The organism is Cnuibacter physcomitrellae, from assembly GCF_014640535.1.
Lineage (GTDB): Bacteria > Actinomycetota > Actinomycetes > Actinomycetales > Microbacteriaceae > Cnuibacter > Cnuibacter physcomitrellae.
Genome location: NZ_BMHD01000001.1, coordinates 1,997,882 through 2,019,021, shown reverse-complemented (window position 1 = coordinate 2,019,021; position 21,140 = coordinate 1,997,882). Strand labels below are relative to the sequence as shown.

The window sequence follows — 21,140 nt, the reverse complement described above, 5'->3', positions numbered from 1 at the left end:
TGCAATCACATCCGGACACCACAAAGGAGTAATGATGTCCCTCACCCGATTCACCAAGCGGATGCTCGTCACAGGCGCGCTCGTCGCTTCGGCCGCGCTCGCCCTCAGCGGCTGCGGCGCCATCACGACCGGCAACGGCAGCGACTCGTCGTCTGCCGACGGCGGCTTCCAGCTCGCCGACTACATCCAGCAGCGCGTCGACAACGGCGACCCGCTGCGCATCAAGCTCAGCTACCACGACCCGTCGCTGGCCTTCGCGACGCCGATCTCGAAGGGCATGGAGCGCGCGGGTGAGGAGCTCGGCGCCGACGTGCAGCTGATCGGACCCACCGGTGGCGACGCCGCGAAGCAGGTCTCGGAGCTGCAGACCCTGATCCAGCAGCAGTCGGTGGATGCGCTGGCCGTCTCGAGCGCCTCGAGCGACGCCCTCAAGCCGGTCATCGCTCAGGCGTACGACGCGGGCATCCCGATCATCTCCTTCAACACCGACAACCCGGGCTCGAAGCAGATGGGCTTCGTGGGTCAGGACCTCAAGGCGTCCGGCCAGTCCGAGTCGGAGCAGCTGCGCGAGGTGCTCGGCGACGGCGCCACGGGCAAGGTCGTCGTGTTCTCGCTCGACACGGGCGCGGGCTGGTCGAACGACCGGTTCAGCGGATTCGAGGCGGGCATGGAGGGCTCCGCTCTCGAGGTCGTGGGCCCGGTGAACGTCGGCAACGAGCCGAACGCCGCCTACAACACGGTCGAGTCGACCATGTCGGGCCAGTCCGGCGTCGTCGCCATCGCGGGTCTCGACTGCTGCAGCACGACCGCCGCGGCGAAGTGGGTCGAGCAGTCCGGCAACACGGGCAAGATCACCATGGTCGGCTTCGACCTGCTGCCGCAGACCGCCGACTTCGTGAAGAACGGGGTCGTCTCGTTCACGATCAGCCAGAACCCCGAGGAGCAGGGCTATCAGGCCGTCAAGGTGCTGTACGACTTCCTCAAGGACGGCACCCCGATCGAGGGCGTCGACACGGGCGCCCAGTTCATCACGCTGGAGAACATCGGCGAAGCCACGGTGGAGGGCTGATGAGCGCGCTTCCTCCGCTCGCCGTCCGCATCGAGCACCTCAGCCGGAGCTTCGGCCCGGTCCGGGCGCTCCAGGACGTGAGCTTCGACATCACCGAGGGCGAGGTGACCGCCCTGCTCGGAGAGAACGGTGCGGGCAAGTCCACGCTCCTCAAGATCCTCGCCGGCCTGCAGCCGCCGAGCGGAGGAAGCGTCACCGTCTTCGGGGAGGCCGTCACCTCCTACGACCCCAGCACGATGCTGACCAGGTACGGCGTCGCGATCGTGCCGCAGGAGCTGTCGCTGCTGCCGGACCGATCGGTCGCGGAGAACATCCTCGCGGGGATCGAGCCGGGCAACCGGGCCTTCCCCTCCCGGCGCAGGATGCTCGCCCGGGCGACCGAGCTGCTCGCCGAGCTCGACCTCCACGTCGACCCGACGACGGCGGTCCGCCAGCTCGACCTCGCCACGCAGCAGCTCGTGGTGGTGGCCCGCTCGATCGCCCGCGACTGCCGCGTGCTCATCCTCGACGAGCCCACCGCGATGCTGACGCCGGCCGAGTCGGACCGCCTCTTCGCGCTCATGGACACCCTCAAGGCCAAGGGCACGACCATGGTCTACGTCTCGCACCGCATGCCCGAGGTGTTCCGGCTCGCGGACCGCATCGAGGTGCTCCGCGACGGCCGGCACGTCGCCTCCTGGCGGCGATCCGAGGTCACGCCCGACCAGGCGGTGGCGGCGATGGTGGGGCGCGAGCTCGGCCAGTTCACGTCGCGCGCCGAGCAGCGCGCGGCCGCAGCTGCAGCGGCACCAGCCGGGTCGGATGCACCGCGCGGGTCGGATGCACCGGGCACGTCGGATGCGCAGGCCGAGTCGGCCGCTCCGGCCCTCAAGGTCACCGGACTGTCGGGCAGACGGCACTTCGGGGTCGACCTCGAGGTGCGGCCCGGCGAGATCCTCGGCGTGGCCGGCCTGCCCGACAGCGGTCGGGTCGAGCTGCTGCACAACATCTTCGGCGGCGACCGGGGGACGGGCGGCACCGTCGAGGTGCTCGGCGCCCCCTACGGCCAGCGCAACCCGATCGCGAGCGTCGAGCGGCGGCTCGGGTTCGTCCCCGGGGAGCGGCGGGCGCAGGGCCTGCTCACCACGATGAGCGTCGCCGAGAACGTGGGGGTGCTCACCGTGAAGGCGCTCACCAGCGTCGGCCTCGTCCGCCGCGGGGCGTTCGATCGCCAGGCCCGCACGCTCACGGAACGGCTGCGCGTGAAGACCGCGACGCTCGACACCCCGATCACGAACCTCTCCGGAGGCAACCAGCAGAAGGCCATGCTCGCCCGCTGGATCGCCATCGACCCGGGGGTCCTCATCCTCGACGAGCCCACCCGCGGCGTCGACGTGGGGGCGAAGGCCGAGATCTACGAGCAGCTGTTCGCCCTCGCCGACCGCGGCGTGGCGATCCTGTGCTCGTCGTCCGACCTGCCCGAGCTCCTCACCATCACCGACCGCATCGTCGTCATGTCGGAGGGCCGCGTCGTCGACGTGGTCGACTCCGCCGGGGCGACGGAGGAGTCGATCATGGCCGCCGCCACCGGCGCGATCAGCCACCCCTCGACCGCGGCCTGACAGCCCATCACCCACCCAGGAGAACAAGCATGAAGCGCCACGGCATCCTCAACGCCCAGCTCAGCGGGGCACTCGCCACCCTCGGTCACACCGACCTCGTCCTCGTGGTCGACGCAGGGTTCCCGATCCCGCGCGACGCACACCGGATCGACCTCGCGATCGCCGAGAACCTCCCCGACCTCCGCACCGTCCTCGGCCTCATCGCCGACGAGATCATCGTCGAGGGCGTCGTGCGCGCCGACGACGTGGTGTCGAACAACCCGAGGCTCGACGAGTGGCTCCAGGGCACCTTCACCGACGCCGAGTTCACCACCCGCACCCACGCCGCGATGCTCAGCGAGGTCGCCCGGGAGGCGAAGGTCATCGTGCGCACCGGGGCCTTCGAGCCGTGGGGCAACATCGGCCTCATCTGCGGCGTCGACGTGCCCAAATGGTTCGGCGGCGAGGGCGTCGTCGTGCCCGACTACTACGCCTCCAAGCTCTGAGCGCATCCGCTCGACCGGCCCCCATCCGAACTCCCAGAGACTCCCAGAGAAAGAGAACAACACCAGTGACCGACATCACGACCACCGGCGACATCACCCTGACGCCCGCGGAGCTCGCCCCGTACATCCAGCACACCAAGATCGAGCTGGGCACCACCCGCGACGAGATGATCGCGCACGTGAAGGAGACCGTCGAGTACGGCTTCAACGCGGCGATGGTCCCGGCCTCGTGGGTGCCGCTCGTCGCCTCCGAGCTCGCCGGCACCGGCATCGGGATCGCCTCCGCCCTCGACTTCCCGACCGTCGGCGTGATGACGAGCGCGGGCAAGGCGGCCGAGGCCGCCGAGATCGCGCGCCTGGGGGCGACCCAGCTCGACATGGGCGTGCAGATCGGATGGCTCAAGAGCGGCATGTACGACGAGTTCCGCGAGGACATCGCCGGCGTCGTCCGCGCCAGCGGCATCCCCGTCAAGGTGATGCTCGAGCTGCCGCTCCTGACGGAGGCCGAGAAGGAGGCCGCGGTCGAGCTCGCCCAGGAGGCCGGGGCCGCGTTCCTCAAGAACGCCTCGAGCGGCGCGATCGAGACCGCGAACCCGGACAGCATCCGCTACCTCGTCGAGCGGGCCCGCCCCGGCGTCCAGGTGAAGGCCTCGGGCTCGATCAAGAGCTATCCTCAGGCCATCTCCCTCCTGGCGGCAGGGGCCGTCCTCATGGGGACGAGCGCGGGCATCCAGATCGTCACCGACACCGGGAACGAGTCGACCGTCAGCTACTGATCCGGGCGGTGCCCGGCGCGGATGCGCGTCGGGCACGCCGGACGGGGGACGATGGGAGCGGGGATCAGGAGAGATCATGAGCAGCGGCACCAGCACACCGGGCATCGATCGTGATGCGCCGGTGGCGATCCACGCGCAGATCTCGGGGTCGCTCCGCAACCGGATCGCGACGGGGGAGTGGCCCGCCCACTACCGGCTGAAGAGCGAGCCCGAGCTGGCGGCCGAGCTGGGCGTCAGTCGCGGCACGCTGCGCCGGGCGCTCACCACCCTGATCGAGGAGGGCCTGCTGCGGCAGGTGCGCGGGCGGGGGACGTTCGTCGCCTCCACCACGTTCGAGCCCTCCATCGCGCAGCGGCTGAGCACGCTGTCGGAGGACTTCTCGAACCAGGGCATCGTCTTCGACACCGCCGTGCGCGCCACCGAGGTCATCGACCCGCCGCGGCCGGTGGCCGCGCTCCTCGATGTGCCCGCCGGCGGCGAGGTGCTCCGCCTGGCCCGCCTCCGGTCGACGGGCGGCGAACCGGTGACCCTCCTCAACAACTTCGTGCGGATGGACCTCACGCCGGGGATCGCCGACGTCGACTTCGGCTCGCAGAGCCTGTTCGGCACCCTCGAGGGCCGCTACGGGCTGAAGATCGGCACCGCCCGGCGCACCTTCAGCGCCGAGCCCGCCTCCGGCGAGGTGGCCGCCGCCCTGCAGCTCGCCGAGGGCGAGCCCGTGCAGTACATGCAGCAGGTGACCTACCTCGCCGACGGCCGCCCGATCGAGTACTCCGACGTCTGGATCCACAGCGGACGCCTGAAGGTCACCTCCCTCCTCTCCCGCCGCTGACCCTGCTCAGGCCATGCGGCCGAGGGCGCGGTGCACAGAGTGCACGGCGCTCGCACCCTCGCCCACGGCGGCGGCGACGCGCTTCATCGAGCCGCGGCGCACGTCGCCCACCGCGAACACGCCCGGCACGCTGGTCTCGAACGGCAGCGGATCGCGCCCCAGCCCGGTCCACGTGTCGTCGAGCACGTCCCGCGACGCCAGCTCCGCATCCGTCAGCACGAAGCCCTTCTCGTCGAGCGCGATCCCGTCGAGCCACGACGAGGACGGCGACGCCCCGATGAAGCAGAACAGCCCGCCGCAGTCGATCTCCGACGCGGCGCCCGACGCATCCGTCACCGTGACCGCCGTCAGCGCATCCGTTCCATGGAGGGCTGTCACCTCGCTGTGGGTCAGCACCGTGATCCCGGGCTCGGCGTGCAGGCGGTCGGCGAGGTACGCGGACATGTCCTTGCCGAGGTCGTGGCGCACGACGATCGTCACGCGCGATCCGCGTCCGGCGAGGAAGAGCGCCGCCTGCCCGGCCGAGTTCGCCCCGCCCACCACCACGAGCGGCTTGGATGCGCAGCTGCGCGCCTCCATCTCGGTGGCGGCGTAGTAGATGCTCGAGTCCTTGAACTCGTCCCAGCGGTCGAGCGGGAGCGCGCGGTAGCGGGCGCCGGTGGCCACGATCACGGCGCGCGGCTCGATCGAGGTGCCGTCGTCGAGCTCGAGCTGCAGCGATCCGGACTCGGTGTCGAGGCGCGCCACCGTGCAGGGCGTGAAGATCTCGGCGCCGAACTTCTCGGCCTGCAGCGCCGACTTCTCGAGGAGCTTCTCGCCGCTGATGCCGGACGGGAAGCCGAGGTAGTTCTCGATCCGAGAGCTGGCCGCGGCCTGTCCGCCGACGTTCACCGAGTCGAGCACGATCGTCGAGAGCCCCTCCGAGGCGCCGTAGACGGCCGCGGCCATGCCCGCCGGCCCGGCCCCGACGACGGCGAGGTCGACGACCCGGCCCGATCCGCCCCGGTACGTCAGACCCAGCTTCTGCGCGAGCTCGCCGGGGTTCGTGCGGCGGAACATGCCCTTCGGGCTGAACACCACGGGCAGCTCGTCGACGCCGATGCCGGCGGCGGCCAGCCGCGCGCATCCCTCGTCGCTGTCCGAGTCGATCCAGAGGTGCGGGATGCGCTGCCGCGCTGCGTAGGTGCGGAGCGCCAGCGACGAGCGCGAGCGCGGGTCGCCGACGATCTCGATCGTGCGCGCCACCACGCCGGTGCGCAGCACCTCGCGCCGAGCGACGAGGGTGCGGAGCAGGAAGTCGGAGAGCTTGGCCTCCTCGCCCATGAGCCGGCGGAACTCGTCCATGTCGAGCAGGCGCAGCCGGCCCGCCTCGGCCACCCGCGCCGTCGTGAACGACTTCTGCCCGGTGAGGAGCGCGAGCTCGCCGACGAAGTGATGCGGGCCGTAGCGGAGCACCACGGTCTCCTCCGTCGCGTCGGAGTTGTAGCCGAGGATCTCGACGGCTCCGGTCTCGACCACGTACAGCCCGGGCAGCGGATGTCCGGCCTGGTAGAGCACCTCGCCCGGCTCGACCTCGCGCAGCGTCCCGTAGTGCTCGAGCCGCTCCTGCAGGGCGTCGGGCACGCGCGGGAAGGCGTCGCGCACGACGGCGGGATCGGTTCCGTCAGGGACGAGCAGCTCGGCGCCCATGGGTCCTCCTGGGATCGGGGTGGTCTCCCTCGATGGTGGCCCACTCGGGGCCTGCCGCGACAGCCCCTCCGACGGTTAGGCTCGTCCGCATGACGGATGCGGCAGTGCGGACCGACGTCCCGCCGAGCGGGAACGGATGTGTGGAGTGCGATGCGGCGGGCGGCTGGTGGGTGCACCTCCGCCGCTGCGCCGAGTGCGGCCACGTCGGATGCTGCGACGACTCCCTCGCGAAGCACGCGACCGCGCACTGGCGCGAGACCGGGCATCCGATCATCCAGTCGTTCGAGCCCGGCGAGGACTGGTTCTGGGACTACTCCACCGACGCGTACTACGACGGACCCGAGCTCGCCCCCGCGACGAGCCACCCCGAGTCGCAGACCGCCCCCGGCCCCGCCGAGCGCCTCCCGGAGGACTGGCGCCGCCTGCTCGCCGCCGACCGCGGCGAGTAGCCCCGGCCCGCCCCGGGCGGCTGGTTTCGCGCCCTGTGTGGCGTTTCGCGGGGTCAGTGGGGCAGCGGAACGTCACAGAGGCCGCGAGAACCCGCCCAGCGGGGGCTCAGACGACCGAGTAGCCCTCGGGGAGGGCGCGGCGGCCCGTGAGGGCCATGAGCAGCTCCTCGCCCTGGCCGCGCATGGCCGCGATGCCCGCCGCCAGCTCGAGCGTGGCCATGACCGCCGGCTGCGGCTGCCCGTGCGGCACGCCGATCGCGTTCGCGATGTCGATCGAGTGGACCACGAGCTCGAACACGCGCGTGCGCAGGTACTCGGGCAGGCGGATGCCCAGCCCGCCGATCGACACGATCCGCTCGGCGGGAGCGGCGTCGATGGCGGCCATCGCGCGTCCGATCGCGTCGTGCACGGCCTGCGCCGGATCGTCGCCCAGCCACACGCCGGCCTCGACGCCCCGCGCCGCGACCTCGTCCGGTGAGCCGAGGTCGCGGTAGACGCGGCCGTAGTAGCCCTCGGCGTCGGGCACGCTCTCGAAGCCCGGGTCATCCAGGGCGAGGTAGCCCTCCACGGTGAGGATGGCGCGGGTCGTGTGCCCGACGAGGCCGCGGAGGTCCCACACGCCGAGCGCCGGCTGCTCCCATTGCGCGTCGTCGATGCGTTCCACGAGTGCGTGGAACGCCGAGGCGGACTGGGAGAACATGGCGACGGTGCCCATGGGGTCCATCGTGGCATAGGGCGACGACCCCGCAAGACCCGCCCGGATGCTCGAGCCGGTCGGCTGCGGGGGCTGGGCGGATGCCAGACTGGGGGGATGACCGCCCGCCGACCTGAGCCCGCCTCGCTGCAGGGCACGCGCATCCGTCTCGACCCGATGACGGAGGCGGATGTGCCCGAGCTCTTCGCCGCGATCGCCCGCCCTGAGGTGTTCGCCGGGGGCTACGGCGGCGGCGCGGCCGGGTACCGCGACACGCTCGAGGGGTTCAGCGCCTGGGCCGCGGGCTACTACTCGTGGGAGGCGGGGCGGCCGTTCGCGATCCGCGTCTCGGGCGGCCCCTCGGACGGCACCCTCGTGGGCACCACCACCCTGGGCGACTTCGACGAGCGCCTCGAGCACGCCCACATCGGCTGGACGGCCTACGACCCGCGCGTCTGGGGCACCGTCGTGAACCCCGAGGCCAAGCTGCTGCTGCTCGATCACGCCTTCGCGCACGGGTTCGGGCGGGTCAAGATCCAGGCGGATGTGCTGAACACCCGCTCGCGCGCGGCGATCGCCAAGCTCGGCGCCACCTTCGAGGGGATCGTGCGCCGCGACATGCCGCGCGCCGACGGCTCGTGGCGCGACTCGGCGGTGTTCTCGATCATCGTCGACGAGTGGCCGACCGTGCGCGAGGCCCTGGTCGAGCGCGTCGCGTCGCAGGCCGCCGCCGGCCCCGTGGTCGTCGAGCCGCGCTAGCCGCCCCTCTCCGTCCGCCCGGGCGGCCTCGCCGGCCCGTGCTGGTCCGCTTTGCCGGCCGTGCTGCGGGTTGCGCCCGCTCCGGGTGGCGTGGCGGCCGTCACGGCGGTGTAGGGCCGCTGCGCGGGCGGAACCCGCGGTTGTCTCCTTCTGGCCGGGCTGGGCTCGCTCCGCCGCTCTCTCGGCCGGGCATCCGGCGCCGGTGTGGCCCGCGGGTTGCGCCCGCTCCGCGCGTCGACGTCGCCGTCAGGGCGTTGTCCGCACGCTGGGCGGGCGGAACCCGCGGTGTCTCCTTCTGGCCGGGCTGGGCTCACCCCGCCGCTCTCTCGGCCGGGCATCCGGCGCCGGTATGGCCCGCGGGTTCCGCCCGTTGCGGGTGGCGTCACCGCCGTCACGGCGGTGTCCGCACGCTGGGCGGGCGGAACCCGCGGTTCTCTCCTTCTAGCCGGGCTGGGCTCGCTCCGCCGCTCTCTCGGCCGGTCATCCTCGGCGCAGGTGTGTGCCGCGGGTTGCGCCCGCTCCGGGTGTCGTGGCGGCCGTCACGGCGGTGTCCGCACGCTGAGCGGGCGGAACCCGCGGTGTCCGACCACGGCGGTGGTGCGTCGGTCAGTGACGCCGTCGCTACGTGCCCTGCGGCTGCCAATCTCGGGTACGGGACTGCCAAGGTCGGGCGGGGTCCGCATCCGCGGGGCTGGGCGTCGGCGGCGGACGGTAGTGTCGCCGGGTGAGCCACCCTGCACCACCCCGCCCCGAAGCACCGCGGTCTGCCGCTCGGTCGTCGGTGACGATCCAGTTCGTCCTGCTCGGGCTGCTCTGGGGTGGCAGCTTCCTCTTCATGAAGGTGGCGCTCGAGGGCGTCTCGTTCGGGCAGGTCGCGTGGTCCCGGGTCGTGCTGGGCGCGCTCGCGCTCGGGGTGATCGTCCTCGTCACGCGCACGCGACTGCCGCGGAACCCGATCGTGTACCTCCACTTCGTCGTGGTCGGGCTGAGCGGATGCGTCGTGCCCTACCTGCTGTTCTCGTGGGCCGAGCAGTACGTGTCGTCGGGCCTCGCCAGCATCTACAACGCCGTGACCCCCATCACCACGGCCCTGCTGGTCACGCTCGCCTTCCGGGTCGAGAGGCTCGATCGCGCGCAGATCGCCGGGGTGGTGGTCGGCATCCTCGGAGTGATCGTGATCATCGGGCCCTGGCGGTTCGTGCCGTCCGCGGCTGCCGAGGGGTCTCCCGTCCTCGAGCTGGCGGGTCAGCTCGCCTGCATCGGGTCCGCCGTCTGCTACGGGTTCTCGTTCGGCTACATCCGCCGGTTCGCCGCTCCGCACGGTGTGAAGGGACTGGCCGCGGCGTTCCTGCAGATCGGCATGGGCGCGGTGGTCATGCTCGTGCTCACTCCCTTCCTCGCGATCGGCCCGGTGGAGCTGTCGCTGCCCGTCGTGTCGTCGCTGCTCGCCCTCGGCATCCTCGGCACCGGTGTCGCCTACGTCTGGTACATGAACGTGCTCGACAACTGGGGTCCGACGGCCACGTCCACGGTCACCTACGTCACGCCCGTCGTCGGCGTCGCCCTCGGCATCCTCGTGCTGGGCGAGAGCCTGAGCTGGCACGAGCCGCTCGGGGCGCTGCTGGTGTTCCTGGGCATCCTCCTGGCGCAGCGGCGCCTCCGCCTCGGGCGCTTCACGCGTTCACGGAAGGCTGTCAGCCCCGGCTGAGCCGGGCCGCTAGAGTCGACGCATGGTTGACGAGGGCGCGACGATCCGCAACGTGTTCGATACGGATGCGGATGTCCACACCCGGCTCGAGAACATCCGCCAGAGCATCGACAACATCGACGCTGCCGTGATCCACATGCTCGCGGAGCGGTTCAAGTTCACGCAGCACGTGGGCTATCTCAAGGCCCAGTTCGGTCTGCCGCCGGCCGACCCCGACCGCGAGGCGCGGCAGATCGCCCGCCTGCGCGCTCTCGCCGAGGAGTCGCACCTCGACCCGGCCTTCGCGGAGAAGTTCCTGAACTTCATCATCGCCGAGGTGATCCACCACCACGAGCGCATCGCGGAGGTCACCGGCTCTTCCGAGTAGCCCCATGCCCGTGCGGGGGCGCCGCCGCCAGCGCACCGATTCGGCGGGAGCGTCGAGGATGCCGCGGCGGTGCGGGAGAATCGGTGCTCGAGCGACACCCGTCTCCGCCGAGCAGCCCCGCCCCGGCGCCCGAGCGGGGCGAGTCAGCGCTTGCCGAGGCGCCAGTATCCGGTGAACGTGATGTTCGACTTCGGCACACCGCGGCCCACGAGCCAGCGGCGCAGTGTGGTGGGGATCGACTGCTCTCCGACGAGGTACGCGTACGGCGTGCCCGAGGGGAGCGCGGCCGACTGCACCGCCTCGACGACCCGCGCCCCCGGCCGATCGGCCGCCGACCGCACGACCCAGCTCAGGCTCATCCCCGGGGGAGCGTCGGCGGGCTGTGCGTCGTCGGCGTGCGGTACCTCGATGAACGCGTGCCCGACCGCCGTCCGCGGCATGTCGCGCAGGATGCCGAGGACGGCGGGCAGGCCCGTCTCGTCGGCGACGAGGAGCGTCCAGTCCGCCGGGACGGGGTCCCATCCGCAGCCCTGGTCGACGAGCGCGAGCCGGTCGCCGACCTGCGCGGAGAGCGCGAAGCGGGAAGCGGGCCCGGTGTCGCCGTGGGCGACGAAGTCGATGTCGAGCTCCCGCGCATCCGGCCGGAACTCGCGCACCGTGTAATTGCGCATCGGCGGGCGGGTCTCCTTGGGCATGCGCAGGTAGCCGATGTATCCGCGGAGGTCCATGCGCGCGGGGAGGTCGAAGTTCGTCTCCCCGTCGCGCGGGAGGAACAGCCGGAACCAGTGGTCGAAGCCGCGGTGCTCGAGGGCGCCGAGCTGTTCGCCGGCGACGGTGATCCGCACCATCGACGGGGTCACCCGGGCCGTGCGGGCGACCTCGACCACGCAGCGGGTGTCGAAGGTCTTCGCATCCTTGAACGCCATGAGGCGAGGCTACCCTCACTTCAACTGGTGCATCAGCTCGCCACTTCGACTGTACTTTCCATCATGGAAACTATATGCTCGAGGAACACACCGATGAGGAGGCTGAGATGACCGACCACATGACCCCCGACACCGCCCGCGAGCTGCTCGCCACGGCCGAGGACGCGGCCGACCGAGGCGCCGCCGCCTCCCGCGGAGCCTGGATCGGCGCGGCGACCAGCGTGGCGATCGGCCTGCTTCTGGCCGGGTTCCTCCTGGCCTCGGTGTTCCTCTTCCCGACGGCCGACGGCCCGACGGCTGCGCTCATCGTCGGCGTCTACGCCGTGGGGATCGTGCTCGCGACCACGGTCTACAACCTGGGGCGGAAGCTCACGCCCGCGGGCTGGATCCGGCGGTACTCGATCGGCCTGGCCTCGTCGATGGGGGTGTTCGCGATCGCGCTGGCGCTGTCGTTCCTCGTCGACGAGCGGTCGCTCTGGCTCTGGGTTCCCCTCGCGGTGCTCACGGCCGCCCCGCTCGCGGTCCTCGGCAGCATCCGGGGGAACCGGTGAGCGACGCCCCCTCTCGCGAGACGGGTCGTGCCACGCATCCGAGGCATGCGACGGATGCGGTGCTCACCGCCCCCATCCGCCTGAGCATCGTGGCCGCCCTCTCGCGGGTCGACGAGATGGAGTTCGCCGCCCTCCGCGATCTGATCGAGCTGAGCGACTCCGCGCTCAGCAAGCAGGTCAGCGCCCTCGAGGACGCCGGGTACGTCGAGGTCCGCAAGGGCTACGTGGGGAAGCGTCCGCGCACGTGGCTACGGGTGTCTCCCGACGGCCGCGCCGCGCTCCGCCGCCACCTCGCGGCGCTCACCGCCATCGTCGAGGGCGCCTGACCCGCGACCGCGCACTGCCCGCCGCCGGCGCGTGACCCGGCCCGTCGACTCCTCGTCACGGGCGCCTGGACCCGTGCCCGTGGGCTCCTCGTCGAGGGCGCCTGGACCCGTGCCCGTGGGCTCCTCGTCGAGGCACCCTGACCCGTGCCCGTGGGCTCCTCGTCGAGGCACCCTGACCCGTGCCCGCGTGCTCCTCGCCACCGGCGCCCACGGCTGCTCGATGCCCGGGCCCCGGCGGACGGGCGTGCTCCCTCGATTCCGCCACCCTGCTGACCTTTCGCCACCTGCATGCGTATGGCGAAAGGCCAGCGCCATGGCGAAATGCCGGGTGGGGTGGGCCTCAGTCGCGGCGGGGGAGGCCCGCGCCGGTGTCGAGGTCGTCGCCGGCCTCGAGGTCGGGACCGTCGCTCTCCGTGATGTCGGCACCGGCGAAGAAGGGGTCGACGCCGAGATCGCGGTCGTTCTCCTCCTTGAGGCGCTGCTGCGTCTCGGGGTCGTCGGCGAAGTCGCGGTCGTCGGGCGAGGTGTCGTCGGGCACGTTGGTGTCGCTCATGCTCTCATCCTCCCCCACTTCCGCCACCCCGAGGTGGTTCCGCCACCCCCACGTGGTTCCGCCACCCCCACGTGGTTCCGCCACCCCGATCGACGTGGCGGAACAGCGTGGGCATGGCGCACGTGCCCGCCACCGCGGCTTTCGCGGCCTGTTCGGCGTTTCGCGTTCCCACTGACCCCGCGAAACGCCAAATTGGCAGCGAAACGAGGGGGCGACCGGGCGAACGCACGGGGTCGGGCGCTACCGGTAGCCACCGCCCGCGCGACCACCGCCCCGCGACCACCGCCCACGTAGGCCACCACCCACGCAGGCCCCCCCCGCGCAGCCGCCGCCCGCGGCAGCCGACGCCGGGGGCGGGCTAGCCGCCGACGACGGGGCCGAAGTGGGCGGGGAGGGTGCCGCGGTGGGCGGCGCCGAGCTCGTCGAGCGGCACCGTGAAGAGCCCCTGCACCTCGAGGGAGCCGCTCTCCGCATCCGTCACGCCCACGCGCAGGACGGGGTAGCCACGGCCCTCGCAGAGTCCGCGGAACTTCACGTCGTCCTCCCGCGGCACCGCGACGAGCACTCGCCCGGTCGACTCGCTGAAGAGGGCGTCGGATGCGGACACGCCGTCGCGATCGATGATCTCGTCGAGCCAGACCCGGGCTCCGATCCCGAAGCGCAGCACCGATTCGGTGAGGGCCTGCGCGAGCCCGCCATCCGACAGGTCGTGCGCCGAGTCGACGAGCGCCTCGAGCGCCGCGCCCTGCAGCAGCCCCGCCAGCTCCACCTCGGACGAGAGCGACACCGCGGGCGGCCGCCCCCCGAGGTGGTCGTGGATGACGCCGGCCCACGCCGACCCGTCGAGCTCGGAGCGGGTGACGCCGAGGAGGTAGAGGTTGTCGCCGTCGTCCTGCCATCCGGACGGGATGCGGCGGGCGACGTCGTCGATCACGCCCAGCACCGCGACCACGGGGGTGGGGTGGATGGGGGCGGTCCCGGTCTGGTTGTAGAACGAGACGTTCCCGCCGGTGACGGGGATCTCCATCTCGAGGCAGGCGTCGGCCAGGCCGGTGACGGCCTGCGAGAACTGCCACATCACCTCGGGGTTCTCCGGGCTGCCGAAGTTGAGGCAGTCGGAGACCGCGACGGGCTGCGCGCCGGTCACGGCGACGTTGCGGTACGCCTCCGCGAGGGCGAGCTGGGCGCCCTGGTACGGGTCGAGCTGGCAGTACCGGCCGTTCGCGTCCGCCGCGAGGGCGAAGCCGAGGCCCGACTCCTCGTCGACGCGGATCATGCCGCCGTCGTCGGGGTAGGACAGCGCGGTGTTGCCGAGGACGTAGCGGTCGTACTGGTTGGTGATCCACTCCTTCGACGCCATGTTCGGCGAGGCGATGAGCCGGAGGAACTCGTCGCGGAGGTCGTCGCCCGAGGTCGAGCGCGGCAGCGACGCGGCCGAGGACGCCTGCAGCTCGTCGATCCACGACGGATACTCGACCGGGCGCTCGTAGACCGGGCCGTCGACCGCGACGGTGCGCGGGTCGACGTTGACGATCTCCTCGCCGTGCCAGTGGATCACGAGCCGGCCGGTGTCGGTGACCTCGCCGAGGACGCTGGTCTCGACGTCCCACTTCGCGGTGACGGCGAGGAAGGCGTCGAGCTTCGACGGCTCGACCACCGCCATCATCCGCTCCTGGCTCTCGGACATGAGGATCTCCTCGGCCGTGAGCGTGGGGTCGCGGAGGAGCACCCGGTCGAGCTCGATGAACATGCCGCCGTCGCCGTTGGAGGCGAGCTCGGACGTGGCGCACGAGATGCCCGCGGCGCCCAGGTCTTGGATGCCCTGCACCAGCTCGTCGCGGTAGAGCTCGAGGCAGCACTCGATGAGCACCTTCTCGGCGAACGGGTCGCCGACCTGCACGGCGGGGCGCTTGGTCGGCCCGCCCGCGGAGAACGTGTCGGACGCGAGGATGGAGGCGCCGCCGATGCCGTCGCCGCCCGTGCGGGCGCCGAAGAGCACGACCTTGTTGCCGACGCCGCGGGCGTTCGCGAGGTGGAGGTCCTCGTGGCGGAGCACCCCGACGCTCAGCGCGTTGACCAGCGGATTGCCCTGGTACACCGGGTCGAAGTACGTCTCGCCCCCGATGTTCGGCAGGCCGAGGCAGTTGCCGTAGAACGAGATGCCGCTGGTGACGCCGTGCACGACGCGCGCGGTGTCGGCCTCCTCGATCGAGCCGAAGCGCAGCTGGTCCATCACCGCGACCGGACGAGCGCCCATCGAGATGATGTCGCGCACGATGCCGCCGACGCCGGTGGCCGCGCCCTGGAAGGGCTCGATGTACGACGGATGGTTGTGGCTCTCGACCTTGAACGTGACGGCCCAGCCCTCACCGACGTCGACCACGCCGGCGTTCTCGCCCATGCCGACCATGAGGTTCTTCTTCATGGCGGGGGAGACCTTCTGCCCGAACTGGCGCAGGTACACCTTCGACGACTTGTAGGAGCAGTGCTCGCTCCACATGACCGAGTACATGGCCAGCTCGCCGCTCGTGGGTCGGCGCCCGAGGATCTCGCGGATCCGCTCGTACTCGTCGGGCTTCAGGCCGAGCGCGCCGTACGGCTGCTCGCGCTCGGGGGTGGCGATCGCGTTCGCGACGGTGTCGGCGACCGCGGTGCGGTCGGCGACGGTACCGGCGGTGCCGCCGGCGGGGGTCGCGTCGGTCGAGGGGGCGCTCGGGGTCTCGGCGGTGCTCACGCGGCCGTGCTCCTGACGTTCGAGGGGCGGTGCGCGTCGATTCTACCGGCGGATGCGCGCCCTCCGGCGCGGTCGCCCGGACTGTAGAGAGCTGCGTCGTGGAGGCCCCGTGTGCAGGAATGGGGATGCGCCCCTGTGAGGCGTCCACCGCCGCCGCCCGAGCGTCAGCGTCGCCGAGGCCAGGACGGCTCAGGGCGACGCCGCCGCGGCGGGACGAGATAGGACGGACGCCCGATGAGCGCCGGGGGCCTTAGCGAGGAGTGTCGTGGGCGTCGGAGGGAGAGCCTCCGGCCCGACGAAAGGCGGACGCCATGTTCTTCCTCATCCTCCTCGCGGCCCTGGCCCTCTGGGCGGCCGTCTTCGCGGTGCTTCTGGTCGTCCGCGACGGCTACGCCGCGTGCCCCACGAACGACTCGCTCGCCCCCGAGGACCGTGCCCAGCCGGTGCCGTACTTCTACGCCCGCTGAGCGCAGCCCGCAGCCCGCAGGACCGGCGGCTCGGCGCAGCGACGGCCGCTCAGCGCAGCGACAGCAGCCAGGCGTAGAGCGCCATCGAGAGCGCGTACACCGCGCACACGATGAGGTATCCGGCGAGGTGCACCTGCCAGCGGCGCTTCCGCTTCAGCCACCATCCCAGCCGCTTGAAGGCCCACGGCACGAAGATCCACCCGAGCAGCTGGGTCGACACGACGTTCCCGATGAAGAGCGACAGCCAGAACGGCACGTCGTGAGCGGCGAAGAGCGGGTCGGAGACGAAGTAGCCCCACAGGAACACGATCGGGTACAGCATCATGAGCACGATCAGGTTGCTCTTGAACACCGGGTCCGGAGCGGGCGCGGATCCCGACCAGAACCCGAACCCGTACGACGCCTTCTGCAGGGTGAGCTGCTCGTTGTAGCCGGCGCCCTCCGCGAGGAGCGCCGCGCGTTCGGGCGAGTCGAGCCACCTCTGCAGGTGCTCGTCGGTGTCGAAGGAGAGCACGACGGTCCAGGCGTCCTGGACGCCCGGGATCGGACGCTCGACCTTGTGCCCGACGAACCCGTCGTAGCGCGCCTCCACGGCGGAGATGCGCCGCTGCCAGGCGAGGAACTCGTCCTCGAGCTCGGGCGGGACCCGGCTCGAGATCAGCGCCGAGGCCGACTCCGCGCGCTGCTGTGCGTCCTCCGTCACGAGGTGGATGTCGTCGTTGCCGAGGAAGTGGGACGAGATCTCCGACGACAGGGCCGCGCGCTCCGGGCTCCGCAGCCAGGCGCGCGCATCCGCCGCCGACCGGAAGCGCTGCACGATCACCCAGTCGACCTGCACGGGCGGGTTGGGTCGGATGACCTGGCGGTCGACGAATCCCGGGAAGCGCGCCAGCGCCGCGCCGACGCGCTCCTGCCAGGCCTCGTAGACGTCGTACGACGACTCGGCGAGCCGGCGGTGGATGACGAGCGAGACCGGAGCGCCCGTCTCCGTCGCGGCCCGCGCGGACGAGCCGGTCGTGCTCACGTCAGGCCTTCTTGTAGAGGCGCTCGCCCGCGACCCACGTCTCGTCGACGGCGCGCTCGTCGCTCACCATCATGATCGAGAACAGCAGCTCGCCCGCCTGCTCGACGGTCTGCGGTCCGCCCTCCTCCACGAGGAGGGAGGCATGCCAGGCGTTGGCGGGCGGGCCGGCGGTCCAGTCGAGGGCGACGAAGTCGGCCTCCTTGCCGATGTCGAAGTTGCCGACGTACTCGTCGATGTAGAGAGCCTCGGCGCCGCCCTGGGTGATCGACCAGAACGCGCGGAAGGGGGAGAGCTTGTTGCGCTCCGACTCGGCCAGGTCCTGCTCGCTCGGCACGATGCTGCCGTCGAGGATCGTGTTGTTGAGCATGCCGACCTTGTACGCATCCTCCAGCACGTTGAGCATGCTGAACCGGTTGCCGCCGCCCATGTCGGTGCCGAACGTGAGCTTCACGCGGTGCTCCGGATCCGTGGCACGACCCAGGCGGAACAGTCCCGACCCGAGGTACAGGTTGGAGCAGGGGCAGAAGGTGACCGCGGCGCCCTTGTCGGAGATCCGGCGGAACTCGTCGTTCGAGAGCCACACGCCGTGGCCGCCGGTGAACTTCGGGCCGACCAGGTCGTACTTCTCGTACATGCCGAGGTAGTCGGTGCAGTCGTCGTGGATGGCGAGCACCCCGCGGATCTCGGCCGGGTTCTCGCTGATGTGCGTGTGCACCCAGAGGTCGGGGTTCTCCTGCTTGAGGCGACGGCAGGTCTCGAGGAGCTCCTTCGTGGCACCGAACGCGAAGCGCGGGGTGATCGCGTAGAGGTTGCGGCCCTTGCCGTGGTAGCGCTCGATCTGCTCGGTCGCCGCGGTGTAGAACTCCTCCGGCGAGATCGTGAACCAGTCGGGGGCGTTCTTGTCGATCGCGGTGATCCCGGCGATCACGCGCATGTTGCGGCGGCTCGCCTCCTCGAACAGCTCCTCGGTGCAGACCGGAGCCGAGCTCGTGAACGCCTGGATGGTGGTGGTGCCCGACGCGAGGAGGTTGTCGAAGAACCGCACCGCCCCCGCCTGCGCGTACTCGCGGTCGGCGTACTTGCGCTCCTCCGGGAACACCCACTTCTGCAGCCACGGCAGCAGCTGCTCTCCGTAGGCGCCGAGGACGCGGGTCTGCGGGAAGTGGATGTGGCCGTCGATGAAGCCCGGCACGATGATCCGGTCGCGGATCTCGGTCACCTCGAGCTCGGCCCACCGATCGGCCAGCGCGTCGTACGGACCGAAGTCCTTGATGATCCCGTCCTCGATCACGAGAAGTCCGTCGACCAGGAAGCGCGTGGCGGCGTGCTCGTCGCCGACGTGCTTCCATGGGTCGTCGATGAAGTCGAGGAACGTCCCCCTGATCGCCTTGGTGCTCATCCTGCTGTCCCTCCATGGGCCTTCCGGGCGCGCGGCTTCGCGCGATGCGGGCTCGTGCCGCCATTGTGGCAGCGTGCCCCTCCCGAGCGCGCCCCCACACCGGGGGAACGCGTGCCGGGGTGCTGCCGGGGTGCTGCTGGTGGGTGGGATGCGTGGTGTGCGCTCGTGGGGTGACGCGAAGGGGGTTGCCGCCTCGCGCTCGCGGAGTAGCGTCGCGCCCATGACGGACGACAGGATCCACGACCTCGAGCCGGGTGTCGGCGGCGGCACCGGTGCCACCACGAACCCCGGGCCCGGGCACCTTCCGCACAACGGCCGCAGCGCGGCGGAGCTCGCCCCCGAGTCCGCCGCGGAGGGCTACGGCCCGGCGGTGACCCCGGCTGCGGATGCGGACGCGGACGGCGCGGTCGCTCCCGCCTCCGTCGACCCCGACGCCGCTGCCGCAGCCCCCGCGGTGGGCGAGGACGCGGACGCCCCCGGCTCCGACGACGAGCGCACCCCGGGCCTCGACGAGGTCCCGGGCCCGCACGGCGTCGACGACCCCGACCAGAACCCGCCCCTCCCGGACTGGGGCCCCACCGACGGCACCCACGGCGAGGGCTGACCTCCCTGCCTCACGCCCGGCGCACGAGCGCACCCACTTTCCGCGGCTGAATCCGCGCGGACGGCGCTCTTCTCGGGTGTACTCGCTTCGTGTGCGCGGCGAGCTGGCCGAGCGCGCACTGCACCCCCAGTTTCCGCGGCTGAATTCGTGCGGAAAGCGCTCTTCTTGGGTGTGCTCGCGTTGTGTGCGTGGCCCGCTGGCCGAGCGCGCTCTGCACCCCCAGTTTCCGCAGCTGGACCCGCTCGGACAGCGCTCTTCCCGGGTGCGCTCGCGTCGTGTGCGCGGCCCGCTGGCCGAGCGGGTTCTGCGCCCCCACTTTCCGCGGCTGAATCCGCTCGGAAAGCGCTGTTCCCGGGTGTACTCGCTTCGTGTGCGCTGCCCGCTGGCTGAGCGCGCACTGCACCCAGTTTCTGAGGCTGGACCCGCGCGGAGAGCGCTCTTTCTCGGTGTGCTCGCTGCGCGTGCGTGGGCCGCCCGCCGAGCGCGTTCTGTGCCCCCAGTTTCCGCGGCTGAATCTGCGCCGAGAGCGCTCTTCCTGGGTGTGCTCGCTTCGTGTGCGCGCCCGCTGGCCGAGCGCCTTCTACCCCCAGTTTCCGCGGCTGGATCCGCGCGGAAAGCGCTCTTCCTGGGGGCACTCGCCTCGCGCGCGTCCCCAGAGGAGCGACACAGCGACGCGGAGGCGCGGCCGCGCGGCTACGCCGCGGGCGCCGCCGCCCGCCCGCGGGGCATGCGCAACGCGAACACGGCGGCGAGCGCCATCAGCACGAACGCCGACGCGAAGGCGGCCTCGTACGAGAAGGTGTCGGCGAGCAGGCCCGCGAGGAGCGGCCCGGCGATGGCGCCGGCGTCGCCGAACGCCTGGAAGATCGCGACGGGCTGCCCGCCCCGCCCGCCGGCCGCGTCGCCGACGGCGGCGGCGGGCGCGGTCCCCTCGAACGCCGCGGCGGCCCCGTACACGCACAGCAGCAGGATCAGCACGCCCACGTTCGGCACCAGCGGGATCAGCAGCATCACCACCGCGCCCACCGCGAACGACGACACGATCGCCGGACGCCGCCCGACCGTGTCGACGAACCGCCCGGCAGGCACCAGCGCGAGCGCCTGCACCACGGCGGCGATCGCGAACGCGATGCCCGTCCACGCCGGGTCGCGCCGCAGCACCTCGACGACGAGCACGGGCACGAGCGCGCTCCGCACCCCCATCGACGCCCAGCCCTGCGCGAAGTTGGCCAGGCACGCGGCCTGGTAGCGTGCATCCGCGAACACCTGGCGGAGCGGGCGAGGGGGCGGGGCGGATGCGGTCACCTCGGCTCGGTCGTGCCGCTTCAGCAGGGCGAGCCCGATCCCGCCCGCGATGACGAGCGTGCCCGCGTAGAAGAAGAAGGGCGCCGTCAGCGAGATGCCGGCGAGGAGTCCGCCGACCGCAGGGCCCGCCATCCCGCCGACGAGGAATCCGCCCTGATAGAAGCCCACCGAGCGCCCGCGGAGGTGCGACGGCGCGGCGGAGAGCAGCAGCGTCATCGCGGAAACCGAGAACATCGCCGACCCGATGCCGCCCGCCCCGCGCAGGATCAGCACCTGCGGGTAGTCCTGTGCCAGCCCGACGAGCGCGCTCGACAACGCCACGATCCCGATGCCGACGGCGAGCGTGACGCGCTCTCCCAGGAGGTCGACGACCTTGCCGACGAACGGGTTCGCGACCAGGCGCATCACCGCGAACGCGGACACGACGGCTCCGACCTCGAGGTAGCCGACGCCGAAGCTCCGCACGAAGACCGGCAGCACGGGCACGACCACCCCGAAGCCGACCATTACGAAGAACGCGACCGCGCCGAGCACGTAGACGTCGCGCGGCAGCCGCTCGCGCGGACCCGACGACCGCCCGCCGACGAACGGGACCCACGGCGCGACCCTGCTCCACCGCCCGCCGTCCGACACCCGAGAAACCCTACCCGCCGCCGGAGACACCGCGCCCGGGGACCGCGGCCGGAGACACCGCGACCGGAGATACCGCGGCGGGACGCCGCCACCGGAGACACCGCGGCCGGGACTCCGCCGCCGGGGACACCGCGGCCGGGACGCCATCGCTCGCCGCCCCCCGCCCGCGTCGCCGGGACGCCGCCACCC

21 protein-coding genes are annotated in these 21,140 nt (G+C 71.9%); 13 read left to right on the top strand and 8 right to left on the bottom strand.

Annotated features, from left to right (window positions below; genetic code table 11):
• Positions 1–34 precede the first annotated feature (34 nt).
• The 5 genes from IEX69_RS09390 (at position 35) to IEX69_RS09370 (ending at position 4,763) form a co-directional block, all read left to right on the top strand.
• Entirely contained in the window at positions 35–1,069 is a 1,035-nt protein-coding gene (locus IEX69_RS09390) for a sugar ABC transporter substrate-binding protein (RefSeq protein WP_085021582.1), read from the top strand.
• Positions 1,069–2,670 carry a sugar ABC transporter ATP-binding protein gene (locus IEX69_RS09385; protein WP_085020748.1) on the top strand — a complete coding sequence of 534 codons (1,602 nt, stop codon included), beginning with the start codon at positions 1,069–1,071 and terminating at the stop codon, positions 2,668–2,670. The genes IEX69_RS09390 and IEX69_RS09385 overlap by 1 nt, the downstream gene beginning before the upstream one ends.
• Before the next feature lie 29 nt (positions 2,671–2,699).
• A complete protein-coding gene (gene rbsD / locus IEX69_RS09380; RefSeq protein WP_085020747.1) occupies positions 2,700–3,155 on the top strand; it encodes a D-ribose pyranase in 456 nt (151 codons plus the stop codon).
• A 65-nt stretch (positions 3,156–3,220) separates the two neighbouring features.
• On the top strand, positions 3,221–3,931 hold the full coding sequence (deoC, locus tag IEX69_RS09375; RefSeq protein ID WP_085020746.1) for a deoxyribose-phosphate aldolase: 711 nt from the start codon (positions 3,221–3,223) through the stop codon (positions 3,929–3,931).
• A gap of 76 nt (positions 3,932–4,007) precedes the next feature.
• Positions 4,008–4,763: a GntR family transcriptional regulator gene (locus tag IEX69_RS09370; protein WP_085020745.1), complete on the top strand. Its 756-nt coding sequence runs from the start codon at positions 4,008–4,010 to the stop codon at positions 4,761–4,763.
• Positions 4,764–4,769: 6 nt separating this feature from the next.
• On the opposite strand, the gene IEX69_RS09365 is transcribed toward IEX69_RS09370, so the two are convergent.
• Positions 4,770–6,452 carry an FAD-dependent oxidoreductase gene (locus IEX69_RS09365; protein WP_085020744.1) on the bottom strand — a complete coding sequence of 561 codons (1,683 nt, stop codon included), beginning with the start codon at positions 6,450–6,452 and terminating at the stop codon, positions 4,770–4,772.
• Between the two features lie 89 nt (positions 6,453–6,541).
• Between IEX69_RS09365 and IEX69_RS09360 the strand changes: the two genes are divergently transcribed.
• Entirely contained in the window at positions 6,542–6,901 is a 360-nt protein-coding gene (locus IEX69_RS09360; RefSeq protein WP_085020743.1) for a UBP-type zinc finger domain-containing protein, read from the top strand.
• A gap of 106 nt (positions 6,902–7,007) precedes the next feature.
• On the opposite strand, the gene IEX69_RS09355 is transcribed toward IEX69_RS09360, so the two are convergent.
• Complete coding sequence (locus IEX69_RS09355) at positions 7,008–7,616, bottom strand: maleylpyruvate isomerase family mycothiol-dependent enzyme (RefSeq protein WP_217348631.1); 609 nt, start codon at positions 7,614–7,616, stop codon at positions 7,008–7,010.
• Positions 7,617–7,712: 96 nt separating this feature from the next.
• On the opposite strand from IEX69_RS09355, the gene IEX69_RS09350 reads away from it, so the two are divergent.
• From IEX69_RS09350 to IEX69_RS09340, 3 genes are all read left to right on the top strand, one after another.
• A complete protein-coding gene (locus IEX69_RS09350; protein WP_085020742.1) occupies positions 7,713–8,354 on the top strand; it encodes a GNAT family N-acetyltransferase in 642 nt (213 codons plus the stop codon).
• A gap of 724 nt (positions 8,355–9,078) precedes the next feature.
• Complete coding sequence (locus IEX69_RS09345) at positions 9,079–10,062, top strand: DMT family transporter (RefSeq protein ID WP_268235392.1); 984 nt, start codon at positions 9,079–9,081, stop codon at positions 10,060–10,062.
• A 22-nt stretch (positions 10,063–10,084) separates the two neighbouring features.
• The gene (locus tag IEX69_RS09340) at positions 10,085–10,429 is read left to right on the top strand and encodes a chorismate mutase (RefSeq protein ID WP_085020741.1); all 345 of its coding nucleotides are present in this window, start codon (positions 10,085–10,087) and stop codon (positions 10,427–10,429) included.
• Positions 10,430–10,572: 143 nt separating this feature from the next.
• Here the strand turns inward: IEX69_RS09340 and IEX69_RS09335 are convergent, their stop codons facing one another.
• On the bottom strand, positions 10,573–11,355 hold the full coding sequence (locus IEX69_RS09335) for a siderophore-interacting protein (protein ID WP_085020740.1): 783 nt from the start codon (positions 11,353–11,355) through the stop codon (positions 10,573–10,575).
• Positions 11,356–11,462: 107 nt separating this feature from the next.
• Between IEX69_RS09335 and IEX69_RS09330 the strand changes: the two genes are divergently transcribed.
• Together IEX69_RS09330 and IEX69_RS09325 are read left to right on the top strand one after the other, a co-directional pair.
• A complete protein-coding gene (locus tag IEX69_RS09330; protein ID WP_157127287.1) occupies positions 11,463–11,906 on the top strand; it encodes a hypothetical protein in 444 nt (147 codons plus the stop codon).
• The gene (locus tag IEX69_RS09325; protein WP_085020738.1) at positions 11,903–12,232 is read left to right on the top strand and encodes a winged helix-turn-helix domain-containing protein; all 330 of its coding nucleotides are present in this window, start codon (positions 11,903–11,905) and stop codon (positions 12,230–12,232) included. Before IEX69_RS09330 ends, IEX69_RS09325 begins: the two co-directional genes overlap by 4 nt.
• A gap of 340 nt (positions 12,233–12,572) precedes the next feature.
• On the opposite strand, the gene IEX69_RS09320 is transcribed toward IEX69_RS09325, so the two are convergent.
• Together IEX69_RS09320 and purL are read right to left on the bottom strand one after the other, a co-directional pair.
• Positions 12,573–12,785 (bottom strand): hypothetical protein, encoded by a 213-nt coding sequence (locus tag IEX69_RS09320; RefSeq protein WP_085020737.1) that lies wholly within the window; start codon positions 12,783–12,785, stop codon positions 12,573–12,575.
• 358 nt (positions 12,786–13,143) lie between these two features.
• Complete coding sequence (purL, locus tag IEX69_RS09315; protein WP_229756421.1) at positions 13,144–15,408, bottom strand: phosphoribosylformylglycinamidine synthase subunit PurL; 2,265 nt, start codon at positions 15,406–15,408, stop codon at positions 13,144–13,146.
• A 422-nt stretch (positions 15,409–15,830) separates the two neighbouring features.
• Between purL and IEX69_RS09310 the strand changes: the two genes are divergently transcribed.
• On the top strand, positions 15,831–15,986 hold the full coding sequence (locus IEX69_RS09310; RefSeq protein ID WP_174604511.1) for a hypothetical protein: 156 nt from the start codon (positions 15,831–15,833) through the stop codon (positions 15,984–15,986).
• Positions 15,987–16,035: 49 nt separating this feature from the next.
• Here IEX69_RS09310 and IEX69_RS09305 read toward each other — a convergent pair whose 3' ends face one another.
• Positions 16,036–17,010: an antibiotic biosynthesis monooxygenase gene (locus IEX69_RS09305; RefSeq protein ID WP_085020735.1), complete on the bottom strand. Its 975-nt coding sequence runs from the start codon at positions 17,008–17,010 to the stop codon at positions 16,036–16,038.
• A gap of 1 nt (position 17,011) precedes the next feature.
• Positions 17,012–18,409, bottom strand: a complete 1,398-nt coding sequence (gene guaD / locus IEX69_RS09300; RefSeq protein ID WP_085020734.1) for a guanine deaminase — start codon at positions 18,407–18,409, stop codon at positions 17,012–17,014.
• Positions 18,410–18,629: 220 nt separating this feature from the next.
• Between guaD and IEX69_RS09295 the strand changes: the two genes are divergently transcribed.
• Positions 18,630–19,013: a hypothetical protein gene (locus IEX69_RS09295; RefSeq protein WP_085020733.1), complete on the top strand. Its 384-nt coding sequence runs from the start codon at positions 18,630–18,632 to the stop codon at positions 19,011–19,013.
• Between the two features lie 693 nt (positions 19,014–19,706).
• On the opposite strand, the gene IEX69_RS09290 is transcribed toward IEX69_RS09295, so the two are convergent.
• Complete coding sequence (locus IEX69_RS09290; RefSeq protein ID WP_229756292.1) at positions 19,707–20,951, bottom strand: MFS transporter; 1,245 nt, start codon at positions 20,949–20,951, stop codon at positions 19,707–19,709.
• Positions 20,952–21,140: the final 189 nt, after the last annotated feature.

Coding starts and splice junctions, on each gene's coding strand:
- guaD (WP_085020734.1), bottom strand. CDS start 18,409: ATGAGCACCAAGGCGATCAGGGGGACGTTCCTCGACTTCATCGACGAC.
- IEX69_RS09335 (WP_085020740.1), bottom strand. CDS start 11,355: ATGGCGTTCAAGGATGCGAAGACCTTCGACACCCGCTGCGTGGTCGAG.
- IEX69_RS09365 (WP_085020744.1), bottom strand. CDS start 6,452: ATGGGCGCCGAGCTGCTCGTCCCTGACGGAACCGATCCCGCCGTCGTG.
- IEX69_RS09350 (WP_085020742.1), top strand. CDS start 7,713: ATGACCGCCCGCCGACCTGAGCCCGCCTCGCTGCAGGGCACGCGCATC.
- IEX69_RS09310 (WP_174604511.1), top strand. CDS start 15,831: ATGTTCTTCCTCATCCTCCTCGCGGCCCTGGCCCTCTGGGCGGCCGTC.
- IEX69_RS09360 (WP_085020743.1), top strand. CDS start 6,542: ATGACGGATGCGGCAGTGCGGACCGACGTCCCGCCGAGCGGGAACGGA.
- IEX69_RS09320 (WP_085020737.1), bottom strand. CDS start 12,785: ATGAGCGACACCAACGTGCCCGACGACACCTCGCCCGACGACCGCGAC.
- IEX69_RS09390 (WP_085021582.1), top strand. CDS start 35: ATGTCCCTCACCCGATTCACCAAGCGGATGCTCGTCACAGGCGCGCTC.
- IEX69_RS09330 (WP_157127287.1), top strand. CDS start 11,463: ATGACCGACCACATGACCCCCGACACCGCCCGCGAGCTGCTCGCCACG.
- IEX69_RS09385 (WP_085020748.1), top strand. CDS start 1,069: ATGAGCGCGCTTCCTCCGCTCGCCGTCCGCATCGAGCACCTCAGCCGG.
- IEX69_RS09370 (WP_085020745.1), top strand. CDS start 4,008: ATGAGCAGCGGCACCAGCACACCGGGCATCGATCGTGATGCGCCGGTG.
- IEX69_RS09355 (WP_217348631.1), bottom strand. CDS start 7,616: ATGGGCACCGTCGCCATGTTCTCCCAGTCCGCCTCGGCGTTCCACGCA.
- IEX69_RS09340 (WP_085020741.1), top strand. CDS start 10,085: ATGGTTGACGAGGGCGCGACGATCCGCAACGTGTTCGATACGGATGCG.
- IEX69_RS09295 (WP_085020733.1), top strand. CDS start 18,630: ATGACGGACGACAGGATCCACGACCTCGAGCCGGGTGTCGGCGGCGGC.
- rbsD (WP_085020747.1), top strand. CDS start 2,700: ATGAAGCGCCACGGCATCCTCAACGCCCAGCTCAGCGGGGCACTCGCC.